The sequence below is a fragment of the Rhizobium sp. 0TCS1.26 genome (assembly GCF_050455525.1).
In the GTDB taxonomy this organism is placed as follows: Bacteria; Pseudomonadota; Alphaproteobacteria; order Rhizobiales; family Rhizobiaceae; genus Neorhizobium.
Genome location: NZ_JBCIYV010000004.1, coordinates 148,089 through 161,063, shown reverse-complemented (window position 1 = coordinate 161,063; position 12,975 = coordinate 148,089). Strand labels below are relative to the sequence as shown.

Genomic DNA, 12,975 nt, shown 5'->3' with positions numbered 1-12,975 from the left:
GCTGCGCGATAGACTTTAGCAGCAAAGTATTCCTCAATACTTAAACTTGGGGTCGTTGTGACGAATGAAAAGACAACCGCAGGCGTCAAGAAAACGGCTCGAGGGAGAGCGTCAGTATTCTCTTTCGTAGAAGATCCCTGCCGATCCGCCATCGCTGCCGGCCGAGCCCTTGAGCTTCACGCCGCGGCCGACGTCGAGATTGATCGAAGCGTTCGCGCCGCCTTCCGCTCCACCCTGTTCCAGCTGCAGATAGGTGCGGTTGTTGAGGTAGCGTCCGACCGACACGCTGGTCTGGCCGGTGTCGTCGGTGTTGATGTCGATGTCGTCGACGCCGAGCGTCGCGCGCAGCGTCTGCAGAAGCGAGGTCGAGCCGCCGCCGGCCAGCTGGCTTGCGGCATCGGCCAACTGGGCGATCTGCAGCGGCGAGAGGCGGGCCATCGACTGGCCGAAGATCAGCTGCGCCAGAACCTCGTCCTGCGGCAGCGCCGGTGCCGAGGAGAAGCTGACCTCGGGATCGTTGGCGAGGCCGCTGACGGCGATGTTGATCGTCGTCTGGCCGGAGCTGGTGCTGGCGATCAGGTCGAGCACCGGGATGAGGCCGCCGCTGAAGGTGATCTTGCCGGTGGTGAAGTCCAGCCGCTTGGTGAGGATGACGATTCGGCCGCGGCGCATCTGGAAGCCACCGGAAACGTCCGGCGCCGCCGTGGTGCCGCGCACCGTCAGCGTTCCGCCGAGTTCCGCATCGATGCCGCGACCGCGCACGAAGATGCCGTTCGGTGCGTTGAGCGTCAGGTCGAGGTTGATGCCGGCGCTGGTGCCGGTGCCGCCCTTCGGCCGCATGGCTGCCAGCAGGGCGCGCACGTCGGGTGGCGGGTTGCGGTGCTTGACGTCGATTTCGGCAAGCGACGCTGGCAGGCGGGCCGGCACGGTAATGTTGGCGCGCACCAGCGTCACGGTGCCGCCGAGCGTCGGCGATTGCAGCAGCGGGCCGGTCACGGTCAGCTGGCCGTTGACGGTTGCGGTCACCAGGTTGCCGTCGACATAGGTGGCGTTGTCGAGGCCAACGCGCAGGTCGGCGGCAAAGCCGTCGCGCAGGCCGACGGATCCCTGCACCGTCAGCCGGCCGCCGGTGGAAACGCTGGCCGAGAGGTTGGTGATCGTCGCGCGATCGCGGTCGAATGAAATGGCGGCGGCGATACTGTTGAGCGCCAGGTTGCGGCGCACGTCGACGATGCGGGCGCCGGATGTCGAGGCACTGCCGGTGACGATCGGTGCGGCGACGGTGCCGCCGACCTTGACGTTGACCCGGCCGGTGCCGTTCAGCACCAGGCCCTGGCCGGCAAGCTGGGCTGCAGCGAGCGCGAAGGGCAGGTCGCCGTTGACGCTGAGGTCGAGGGCACGGTCGCCGGTCAGGCCGACGGATCCACCGCCGGAGAGCGCCAGGCCGCCGGCGCCGGTCAGCCGGGCCTCGAAGGTGACGCGACTGGTATCCGCGGTGCCGTTGGCGGCGATGCGGAAGGGCGCAAGGCCTGCGGTGCGGGTCTGGGCGAGGGATGCGCCGCTCCAGGCAAGGTTGAAGCGGGCACCGGAGACGCCGGCGCCAGGCAGTGCTGTGATCTTGCCGGTAATCTCGCCGGTGGCGCCCAGCCCGGGCACGAAGGCGTTGGCAAGGCTTGCGGGCAACGAGTTGATGTCGGCGTTGAGGTCGAGCACGGGGCCCGCCTGGCCGCCCAGCGTGACGCTGCCATTGGCCGTCAGCGACAGTCCGTTCGGTCCGCTCAGCCGTGTTTCGCCAAGCGCCAGCCGACCATTCTCGAACTGCCCGGCGGCCTTCAGGTTGAGCCCCCGGACGCCGGCATCGCCCTGGCGGCGGATGGCGCCGTCGGCCCATTGCAGATCGTAGCGGATGGCCGGTGCGGCGACGCTGCCGTTGACGGTGGCGGTTCCGGAGATCGTGCCGCCGGCCTCGACGTTCGGCACGAAGGCACCGGCGAGGCTGGCGGGCAGGGAGGCGATGTTGGCCGTCAGCGCCAGCGGCCGGTCGCCGGCAAGTCCGACGGTACCGGTTGCCGTGGCCTCAATGCCGGAGGGTCCGGTGATGCCGGCCTGTTCGAGGGTCAACGTGCCGTTGGCGATCGCTCCGCGCGCCTGCACGGCAAGGCCCTTCAGCCCGGCGTCTACGGTCTGGCGCAGCGCTGCGTCCTGCCAGGCGAGGTCGAAGCGGGCGGTCGGCGCGTCCGGCGTGCCGCTCGAGGAGATGCTGCCGGAAATCGTTCCGCCGGCGCCGAGACCCGGCGAAAAGGCATTGGCGAGATTGGCGGGCAGGGCGGCGATATTGGCATTGAGGTCGAGCGCCGGTCCCTGCGGGCCGTTCAGAAGAACGCGGCCCTGCGCCGTCACCGACAAGCCAGACGGGTCGCTCAGTTGCGTCTGCTCCAGCGTCAGGATGCCGTCTTCGAAGCTGCCCTGGGCGCGAAGGCCGAGTGCGTTGACGTTCGCCTCGCGGGTCTGCGCCGTCGATCCATCGGCCAGCGTCACGTCGTAGCGCAGCGCCGGGGCGGACAGAGTTCCGGCCGCGGTGATCGTGCCGTCGAGACTGCCGGCCGCCTTCAGGTCCGGCCGCGCGATGTCGGCCAACGCCGCTGGCAAGCGGACAAACTGTGCAGAAAGGTTGATGGGCCGGTCGCCGGCAAGCTGGGCGGTGCCGCTGGCGGTGAGTGACAGGCCGTTCTGGCCGGTAAGCCGGGCGGTGTCGATCGTCACCAGCTGGTTGGCGAAGCTCCCCTGCACCGCAGCCGACAGTCCGTCGAGCCGCGCCGCCCGGGTCTGCGCCAGCGAGGCGTCGGCCCAGTCGAGGGCGAAGCGCGCCTGTGGTGCGGCAAGCGTTCCGGAAGCGGTAAGCGTGCCCGAGAGCAGCCCCTGCGCGCCGAGGTCGGGGCGGAACGTGTTGACCAACGCTGCCGGTACTGCGGCAAGCGTGCCGTTCATCGATAGCGGCCGGTCGCCGGACAGATCGAGCGAGCCGTCGGCGGTCAGCGACAGTCCCTCCTTGCCGGTCACGGCAAGGCTGTCGAGCGTCAGCGTGCGGCCCTCGAAGCGCCCCTTGGCGGTTGCCGAAAGCGGGTCGAGGCCGGCGGTACGCAGTGCGGCGACGGAACCGTCGGGCAGTGCCAGATCGAAGGTCGCGGCCGGTGCCGCCACCGTACCCTTGATCGCCGCGGTGCCGGTCACGATGCCTTGGGCGCCGAGGTTGGGCACGAAGCGGTCGGCAAGCGCTGCGGGGAGGGCGGCCAGGCGAACGGTAAGATCGAGCGGCTGCGGATCGGCGGTGCCGATCGTGCCGCTTGCGGTGGCGGCAAGGCCGTCGCCGTTTTCGAGTTTGACGTCGTCGAGCGTCACGGTGCCGTTCTGGAAGCGTCCGCGCGCCGCAAGGCCGAAGGGTTGCAGTCCTTGCGCGCGGGTCTGTGCCAGTTCGGCGCCGGTCCATTCAGCGCTGTAGCGGATCAGCGGATCGGCGGTGGTGCCGGCAACCGTCACGACGCCGCCGATCGTGCCCTCGGCGCCGATGCCGGAGACGAAGCCGTTGGCGAGTGCTGCCGGCAGTTCGCCGATGCGCACCGCGACGTTCAGCTGCTCTGCCGCGGTTCCCTCGACGACCACGCGGCCGCCGCCGGCGGTCAGCACGATGCTGCCGAGATTGACGGTGCCGCCGGCAATGCCGATCTGCGCCGGCTCCGTCAGCGCCACCGGCACGCCGCCGGGGCTTGCGGAGAAGCGGTCAATCGAAAGGGTCATTGCCCCGGCAGTCGCCTGGTCCATCGCTCCCGCCAGCGTCAGCGGCTGTCCGCCGTACTGGGCGGCGAGGTCGAAGCCGGTGCGGCTTGCGGTCTGTGAAAGGGTCAGCATGGCGTTGTCGATCGCCTGCGCCCCGGTGCCGATGCGGCCGGCGCGGATCGTGCCCTCGGCCGACAGTCCGGCGAGGTTGCCGCTCACCAGGTCGATGTTCGGCGTGTCGATTGTCACGCCCTGCGCCGTCACCGTCTGGCCGCTCGCCTTCAGCGTCGCGGTGATCAGGTCTGGCGTGCTGGCAAGCGTCACTGTGCCGCGCAGATCGCCGCCAACCTTCTGTCCGGCCAGCGATGCGAGCAGGCCGAGGTCGGGCAGGTCGAAGTCCAGCTGCCCGGCAGGCCGGAACTGCGGCGATAGCGTCACGCCGCCGGTCAGCCGGTTGGTGCCGGCCTCGACGACCAGGTTGGCAATCGAGATCTGTTCGTCGGCGCGGCGGACATCGGTCTGCAGGCGGATCGGCTTGCCGTCGATATTGCCGGCGGCCTGCAGCGTGCCGCCCGGAGCAGCGCCGGTCACGGCGCCGTCGAAGCGTGCGGTCATACCCTGCAGCGCGTGGCCGCTTGCGCGCAGCTCGGCAGCGTTCAGCACGGCGGTGGCGGCCAGCGCATCGAGCGGGCCTGTCACCTTCACGTCGTAACCGACGGCACCCTTGGCGTCCTTTCGGAACCTGGCGATATCGGCAAGCCGGCCTGCCAGATGCGCGTCGAGCGTGCCGTTTTCGAGAAGCAGGTTGCCGTGGCCGTCGACGAGGCCCGACTTGAGCACGAGGTTCTCAAGGCTCGTCTTGCCGCCGATCACCGCGTCGACATAGCCTTCCAGGCCGATCATGTCCTCGAAGTTGCGCCCCACCGCTTCCGGCAGGCCGTCGGGGTTCAACGACACGCGGACATTGCCGGTGATCGACTGCTTGGCAAGGTTATAGGCACCGCTCACGGTGCCGGAAACATTGGCACTTTCGAAGGTCGAGGCGTCGAGCCCGATCGCCGGCAGCGCCAGGCGGATCGGCGCGTCGAGGCGGATCGGTCCATCCACAAGTCGGTCGATGTCGGGATTGGCAAAATCGGCGCGGGCTGCTGAAAGTCGGGTGCGGATGCTGCCGGCACGCTGCACGAGGTCCAGGTCTTCGCTTTCAGCCTGCAGCCGCACCTGCTCGAAGCTGGCGCCCATCGCCGAAACCGAGCGCAGCGAAGCCGTGGCGTTGAAGCGCGAGGCGTCAGCCGGTCCGGTCAGCGTGAAGTTCAGGTTGTCGACGGCGAACCGCGCCGGTCCGCCGTTCATCGGCCATTCGATGTCGACGGGGCCGTTGGTCGTTGCAATGCTGCCGGTCAGGCTGTTGTCGCCGGAGGGGTCGAGCGCGCCGGCGGCGGAAAGCTTGACGGAGCCGGTGGAAAGCTCGCCCTTCTTGATCTCGATGCGGCCGTTGCCGCTGACCAGTGCCCCGACATTGATGTCGCTGCGGCCGACGAAGAGCGGTCGCAGAGTCGGCGGCAAAAGCTCTGCCAGCTGGCCGCCGCCGTGGATCTGCAGCTGGTGGATGCCCTCCGGCGTCAGCGTATGCTGGCCGTCCATGCTGATCACGGGCTTGCCGTCGACGGTGCCGCGCAGCTGGCCGGTCCAGTTCGACAGCGGTCCCTGGCCGTCGAGAGCCAGCGAGACGGACGGCGTCTGCGGCAGGCGCAGCAGCCGCGCCAGAAGTCCGCCCTGCGGTTCGGCGACCAGCGCCTGCAGCTTCAGTTCGTTCTGCCCGGGTGCAAACACGATGTCGGCCGTGGCCGAGGCATCGGGCGTGTCCTTGCGATGCGCCGAAACCTTGACCGCCACCCGTTCGCCGGTGGCGTTGACGGCGCCTTCGGCCGCCAGGTCGAACTGCCGGCCGGTCAGTGCCGGGCCGAGCGAGATGTCCGGCAGGCGGATCGCGTCGATCTCGATGTTGACTGGCAGCGACGAGCCGCCCGTCGAGGTCTGCTCGTTGGTCGGCGCAGGCTGCGCGGTCTCGATCGGCGGACGGGTGACGCTGAGGCTGGCGATGTCGATGCTGTCGGCATGGAAGGTGGCGCGCAGCAGCGACAGCGGCGACCAGTCGACCGTGATGTCGCGGGCCGCGGCATAGGGCCCGCCGCTGTCGGATACGGTGACTTCGTCGATGTGCAGACGGCCGGTCAGCAGACCGTCCGGGGGCGAAATGGTGATGCGCTGGTCGGGCCCGGAGATCAGCGACGACACCATGTCTGCGGTCATGCGCTTGCCGGCCGGCACGAAACCGAGGAACAGGACGACTGCCAGCACCAGGACGAGCAGGAGCGCTGCCACGGCGATCGCCAGGCGCAAGATCCCTCTCGTGAGGCGGGATGGCGATGTCATGTGCGCGGGTTCACCCTTGTGTACTCCGGACGTGCCAATCATGATCCTCGTTACGATGCGACATCAGAAAGCCTGTCCGATCCCCGCGTAGATCCCGTAGCTGCTCCCGCCTTCATAACGGTCGAGAGGCACCGCGACATCGAGTCGGATGGGTCCGAACGGCGTTGTATAGCGCAGGCCGATGCCAGCGCCCATGCGAATATCGGAGAAATCAGGCACGATTTCGTTCGTCACTGTACCGACGTCGAAAAACGGAACCAGACCGATCTTTTCGGTCACCTTGACGCGGGCCTCGAAGGAGGCGAGCGCGTAGGAACGGCCGCCGGTCGCCTCGTTCTCGGCGTTGTACGGAGAGATCTCGCGGTAGGCGTAGCCGCGCACCGACCCGCCGCCGCCGGCGTAGAAACGTCGGGTCGTCGGGATGTCCTGCAGCTGGTCGGCGCCGACGATCGTGCCGGCGGCGACGCGGGCGGCAAGCACCAGGTCGTTTTCGTCGCCGAAGCCGAGATAGCCGGATGCCGATCCCTCGAACGACGAGAAGATGCTGCCGCGATAGGCCTCGTAGCTCGGTTGCGCCGAAAGCGTGGCGCGGTAGCCTTCCGTCGGCTCCATCTTGTTGTCGCGCGCATCGCGCTCGAAGGACAGCGGCGTCGAGAAGGTCAGGTAGGTGTTCTTGCCGAAGGCGTCGTCGGCGCGCAGCCAGGCGATCTCGCCGCCGCCCTTGATGGTGTCGGTGTCGTTCAGCTCATAGGACAGGATGGTGCGGGCGGTCACCGAAGTCGCCGTATAGGCGTCCGGCGTCTCGCGCTCGGCTTCCAGGCTGGCGTCGAGCGTGATGCGCGGCAGAATGGCCCCGGGCTTGGTGAAGAAGATGCCGGCCGAATAGTCGAAAGTGGTATAGTCGGTGGTGGCGCCGATGCCGGAAACCTTGCCTTCGACGCGCAGCGATTCCGCCTCGCCGAACAGGTTGCGGTGGCCCCAGTAGCCGGAGACGCCTGCACCGTCGATCGACGAATACTCGGCGCCGAAGCCGTAATAGCGGAACTTGCCTTCGGAAATCTCGATGGTCAGCGGCAACGTACCATTGGGCGCCAGCATCTCGGATTCGCGCACCGTCACGCTGGAGAAGACGCCGAGTTCGCGCAGCCGCTCGCTGGCCTTCTTCAGCTGATCGGGCGAGTAGCGCTGCGGCTCGTCGAGGCGCGAATAGCGGCGGATGAAATCCGGGTTCACCGCCCGGGCGCCCTTTACCGTCACCTCGCCCAGCGATGCGACAGGGCCGCTCTCGGCCGCCAGCGTCACGGCCACCGTGCTGTTTGTGTGATTGGCGATCACGTCGCGGGTGCTGAGCTTGGCGAGAGGCCGGCCGCCGTTCTTCAGGTCGCGAACGATCCGCTCGCCGGCCTGGATGATGCGCACCGAGCCTGCGGGCTCGCCGATGTCGAGCTTGTATTCGCTCGGATCAAGGCCGGCCGCATCGCCCTTCAGGGTCACCGAGCCGAGCGTGAACACCGGTCCGGTCTCGATGGTCACGGTCACCGGCACCGGCGCGCTGTGGTCGAAGACCGGGGTCGGCGGCAGACGGTCGAGTTCGGTTCCGCCAATGGTGATGCGCACGACGCCGCCGTAGCGGGCTTCCTCGTAGAGCACGGCGACCAGGCGTTCGCGGTCTTCGCGCGCCTTGACGACCAGTCCCAGATCGCCGGAAACCGGCAGTTCCTTGTCGGCCACCAGCGATGTCGCGGTCTCCAGCCGCTCCTGCAGCTTGTCGTCGGCACCGGTGATGTCGACGGACGCATCGTAGCGGACCGGGTCGATGACCTCGGCCGTCTCGTCCTCGGTTTCGAACAGGGTAATGCCGAAGATCTTCAGCGCATGGGCCTCCGGCACGAAGCCGGGAAAGGTCAGCAGCGTCGCGGCAAGAGCGGCTGCAACCCCTGTCTTCCGAGCCGCCGACGGGCGTTCCGGTCCGGGCATGTCCCTGCTCTTACTCAGTTTACCGATCCCACTTGCGGGGCTTCATGCCCATCTGACGAATTTTGAATGTAATCGCAAATGTGCGAAAAGAGTACAAGCTTTTCTACGGTTATCCTACGAAAAGGCCCCGGTGTTGCCACCGGAGCCCAGTATAGTCGTCTGCCGATTGGGCCGATTAGTAGCGTCCGCCGCGCGGGCAGCTGTCGACGTAACGACGGCCGTAACGGTCGCGGTAGTAGCACTGGCCCGGCTGTTCGGCGACAGAGCCGATGACTGCGCCGGAGACGCCGCCGATGGCAGCGCCGACCGCTGCGCCGCGCACGTTGCCGGTGGCCAGGCCGCCGATCACGGCGCCGCTGCCGGCGCCGATGGCAGCGCCCTGTTCCGTCTGGGTGCAGCCGGCCATCGTCAGGCCAACCACCATAAGCATCAATGCCTTTTTCATCGCTCTCTCCAAATTGCTATGAGTTCAGGCCGCTGCGAAGCCGGTCATTCCTCGTCTACGGCGCAGGTCAGTTAATCCCGCTGATGGGAAGGATAAGATTCCGATCGCGGAAGTCCATATCTGCGGCTGCTGTTTCTTTTAGCAGGTCTGCAGACGAGCGCTGCAAACGCCGAAACGGGATCGAAACTAGCTGTTGATCGATGGCCGAAAAAGGCAAATGATGCGGTTGTGTTTGAGGAGGCACGACACGCGGGCTTGAGGAGGCCGCGGGTGGGAGGAGGCGCCGCGCCGAGGAGGCATTCCTGTCTCGGCCGGACGTCTCGTTCGCGGGTGGCTCGTGGAGGCACGCGTCTGGAGGATGAGCGGGAGGAGATCTCATGACGAAGGTGACGTTGACGGTGAACGGCCGGGCGATGACGGGCGAGTGCGACGATCGCACGCTGCTCGTGCATTTCATCCGGGACAGGCTGGGGCTGACCGGCACGCATGTCGGCTGCGACACGACCCAGTGCGGCGCTTGCGTCGTGCATCTCGACGGGCGGTCGGTGAAGAGCTGTTCGATCCTCGCCGTCCAGGCGTCGGGCTCCACCGTCACCACCATCGAAGGCATCGCCGCGCAGGGCGAACTGCATCCGGTGCAGGCGGCCTTCAACCAGCATCACGGATTGCAATGCGGCTTCTGCACGCCGGGCATGGTGATGACCGCCATCGACATGATCGGCCGCCACGGCGGCACGCTCGACGAGGCCACGGTACGCCTCGAACTGGACGGCAATATCTGTCGGTGCACCGGCTATCACAACATCGTCAAGGCGGTGCTGGCGGCCGACGCTGCCATGCATGCCGAGCAGCGTGCGGCTGCTGAATAACAGGCAACAGGCAGTAGGCAATAGGCATCAGTGTTCGGCGCCGAGCCCTTACGTCTCCATTGCTAATGCCTATTGCCGTTTGCCTGATCCCTATTCTCTGGAGGAAATGAACATGGGTCTCGAAGGTATCGGTGCACGGGTCGCCCGCAAGGAGGACAGACGGTTCCTCACCGGCAAGGGGCGCTACACGGACGACATGGTGGTGCCCGGCATGAAGCATGCCGTCTTCGTCCGCAGCCCGCATGCGCATGCGCGGATCACCGGCTTCGACGCCTCGGCGGCGCTTGCGATGCCCGGCGTTATCGGCGTGCTGGAAGGCCGGCAGCTGCAGGCCGACGGTATCGGCAATCTCATCTGCGGCTGGATGATCCACTCGAAGGACGGTTCGCCGATGAAGATGGGCGCCTGGCGGCCGCTGGCGGTCGATACCGTCCGCTATGTCGGCGATGCGGTGGCGATCGTGATTGCCGACAGTGCCGCCGAGGCCCGCGATGCGGCCGAAGCAGTGGTCGTCGATTACGAGGAGCTGCCGGCGGTGGTCACCGCGCCGGCCGCACTTCAGCCTGACGCACCGCAGATCCATCCGGAAGCGCCGGGCAACCTGATCTTCGACTGGCAGATCGGCGATCCGGCTGCCACCGATCAGGCGATCGCCCGGGCGGCACACGTCACCGAGATCGAGATCCTCAACAACCGCCTGTCGCCGAACCCGATGGAGCCGCGCGCCACGCTCGGCATCTACGACGACGCCGAGGATCACTACACCTGCTACACGACCAGCCAGAACCCGCATGTGGCGCGCCTCGTGATGAGCGCCTTCTACAATGTCGCTCCGGAAAACAAGCTGCGCGTCATCGCCCCGGATGTCGGCGGCGGTTTCGGCTCGAAGATCTACATCTATCCGGAAGAGATCGTCTGTCTGTGGGCGTCGAAGAAGACCGGCGTGCCGGTCAAGTGGACCTCCGACCGCACCGAAGCCTTCCTCACGGACGCGCATGGCCGCGACCACGTGTCGACGGTGAAGATGGCGTTTGATGCCGATCACCGCATCATCGGCCTGAAGGTCGATACCATCGCCAATCTCGGCGCCTACATGTCGCTCTTCTCGTCGGCGGTGCCCACATATCTCTATGCGACGCTGCTGTCGGGCCAGTACGCCATCCCGGCGATCCATGCCAATGTCCGCACCGTCTATTCGAATACCGTTCCGGTCGATGCCTATCGCGGCGCCGGGCGGCCGGAGGCCACCTACCTTCTGGAACGGACGATGGAGACCGCTGCCCGCGAGCTCGGCGTCTCACCGGCCGAGCTTCGCCGCAAGAACTTCATCCGCAGCTTCCCCTACCAGACGCCGGTGATCATGACCTATGACGCCGGCGACTACGAGGCGTCTCTCGAGGCGGCCATGCAGGCGGCCGACTGGGACGGCTTTGCCGCCCGTCGGGCGCAGTCGGAAGCCCGTGGCAAGAAGCGCGGTATCGGCATGAGCTGCTATATCGAGGCCTGCGGCATCGCGCCGTCTCAAGCCGTAGGCTCGCTTGGCGCCGGCGTCGGCCTGTGGGAATCGGCGGAGGTGCGGGTCAACGCCGTCGGCACCATCGAGGTGCTCACCGGTTCGCACAGCCATGGCCAGGGCCACGAGACCACCTTCGCCCAACTGGTGGCCGATCGCCTCGGCGTGCCGCTTGCCAGCGTCAACATCGTCCATGGCGATACCGACAAGGTGCAGATGGGCATGGGCACCTACGGTTCGCGCTCCGGTGCGGTCGGCATGTCGGCGGTGGTCAAGGCGCTCGACAAGGTGGAGATGAAGGCGAAACGCATCGCCGCCCACCTGATGGAAGCCGACGAGGCCGACATCGTCATCGACAACGGCGAGGTGAAGGTGGCCGGCACAGACAGGAGCCTGCCGTGGTTCCAGGTGGCGCTCGCCGCCTACACCGCCCACAACCTGCCTTCAGGCATGGAGCCCGGCCTCAAGGAGACGGCCTTCTATGATCCGTCGAATTTCACCTTCCCCGCAGGCTGCTACATCGCCGAGGTGGAGATCGATCCTGAAACAGGCAAGACGGAGATCCTGCAGTTCGTCGCCGCCGACGACTTCGGCAACATCATCAACCCGATGATCGTCGAGGGTCAGGTGCATGGCGGGATCGCGCAGGGCATCGGCCAGGCACTGATGGAAGAGGTGCGCGACGACGAACAGAGCGGCCAGCTGCTGACGGCAAGCTACATGGACTATGCCATGCCGCGCGCCGACGACCTGCCGTCGTTTTCGCTGTCGCACCAGAATACGCCGTGTCCCAGCAATCCGCTCGGCATCAAGGGATGCGGTGAGGCCGGTGCCATCGGTTCGCCGCCGGCGCTGATCAACGCCATCACCGACGCCATCGGCGTCAATACGCTGACCATGCCGGCAACGCCGCTCAAGGTCTGGACCGCGCTGCAGGGCGTCGCCATGCGCCAGGCCGCCGAATAGGCAAACGGGGAGGAAGACCATGTACGCAACCAGCTACCACCGCGCCGCCTCCGTCGACGAGGCCGTCAACCTGCGCTCCTCGCACGACGAGGGGCGCTATCTCTCCGGCGGCATGACGCTGATCGCCACGATGAAGCAGCGGCTTGCGGCGCCGTCGGACCTCATCGACCTGCGCCATATCGAGGCCCTGCGCGGCATCACCGTCGAGGGCCGCCGGGTGCGGATCGGTGCCGCCACGCCGCATGCCGAGGTCGCCGGCTCGGCTGCCATCAAGGCTCTCTGCCCCGCCTTTTCCTATCTCGCCGGCACCATCGGCGATCCGCATGTGCGGCACATGGGAACGATCGGCGGATCGGTCGCCAACAATGATCCGGCCGCCGACTATCCCGCCGCACTGCTCGCGCTCGATGCCATGATCGTCACCGACCGGCGCGAGATCCCCGCCGGGGCATTCTTCACCGGCCTCTTCGAAACGGCGCTGGAAGAGGCCGAACTGATCACCGCGATTGGCTTCGAAGCACCGGAAAAGGCGGGCTATGCGAAGTTCACCAATCCGGCTTCGCGCTATTCGCTGACCGGCGTGTTCGTCGCCAGAACCGCGTCCGGCATCCGCGTCGCGGTGACCGGGGCCGGTGCCGACGGGGTGTTTCGCGTCGCCGCGATGGAAGAGGCACTCGGACGGTCCTGGTCGCCGGATGCCGTTTCAACGTGTTTCGTCGATCCGGCGGCGATGATGAGCGACATGCATGCGAGCGCCGAATACCGCGCCAACCTGGTGCGGGTGATGGCCAAGCGGGCCGTCATGGCTGCCGGCTGATTGCGTTTGCAACCGGAATCTGGAGCGGCTTGCGCCGCTCCTGTTTTATTGGGTTGATGTATGTCAACTTTCTCGTATGAGAGCTGTTGTAGGTCTGCATTGGAATGATTCAAACAGATGCGCCAAATGCCGCAGGGGTTGATATTCATCCTGATCGGGGTTGACGAGACGGTGGGCT

At 66.9% G+C, this 12,975-nt stretch carries 6 protein-coding genes; 3 read left to right on the top strand and 3 right to left on the bottom strand.

Annotated features, from left to right (window positions below; all coding sequences use genetic code 11):
- Positions 1 to 111: 111 nt before the first annotated feature.
- The 3 genes from AAIH46_RS18520 to AAIH46_RS18510 form a co-directional block, all read right to left on the bottom strand.
- Complete coding sequence (locus AAIH46_RS18520) at positions 112 to 6,177, bottom strand: translocation/assembly module TamB domain-containing protein (RefSeq protein WP_430307527.1); 6,066 nt, start codon at positions 6,175 to 6,177, stop codon at positions 112 to 114.
- A gap of 96 nt (positions 6,178 to 6,273) precedes the next feature.
- On the bottom strand, positions 6,274 to 8,187 hold the full coding sequence (locus AAIH46_RS18515; RefSeq protein ID WP_430307526.1) for an autotransporter assembly complex protein TamA: 1,914 nt from the start codon (positions 8,185 to 8,187) through the stop codon (positions 6,274 to 6,276).
- A 175-nt stretch (positions 8,188 to 8,362) separates the two neighbouring features.
- A complete protein-coding gene (locus tag AAIH46_RS18510; RefSeq protein ID WP_430307525.1) occupies positions 8,363 to 8,632 on the bottom strand; it encodes a YMGG-like glycine zipper-containing protein in 270 nt (89 codons plus the stop codon).
- Positions 8,633 to 9,009: 377 nt separating this feature from the next.
- Between AAIH46_RS18510 and AAIH46_RS18505 the strand changes: the two genes are divergently transcribed.
- The 3 genes from AAIH46_RS18505 (at position 9,010) to AAIH46_RS18495 (ending at position 12,797) form a co-directional block, all read left to right on the top strand.
- Positions 9,010 to 9,501 carry a (2Fe-2S)-binding protein gene (locus AAIH46_RS18505; RefSeq protein WP_430307524.1) on the top strand — a complete coding sequence of 164 codons (492 nt, stop codon included), beginning with the start codon at positions 9,010 to 9,012 and terminating at the stop codon, positions 9,499 to 9,501.
- Between the two features lie 112 nt (positions 9,502 to 9,613).
- A complete protein-coding gene (locus AAIH46_RS18500) occupies positions 9,614 to 11,980 on the top strand; it encodes a xanthine dehydrogenase family protein molybdopterin-binding subunit (RefSeq protein ID WP_430307523.1) in 2,367 nt (788 codons plus the stop codon).
- Positions 11,981 to 11,999: 19 nt separating this feature from the next.
- On the top strand, positions 12,000 to 12,797 hold the full coding sequence (locus AAIH46_RS18495) for an FAD binding domain-containing protein (protein WP_430307522.1): 798 nt from the start codon (positions 12,000 to 12,002) through the stop codon (positions 12,795 to 12,797).
- Positions 12,798 to 12,975 lie beyond the last annotated feature (178 nt).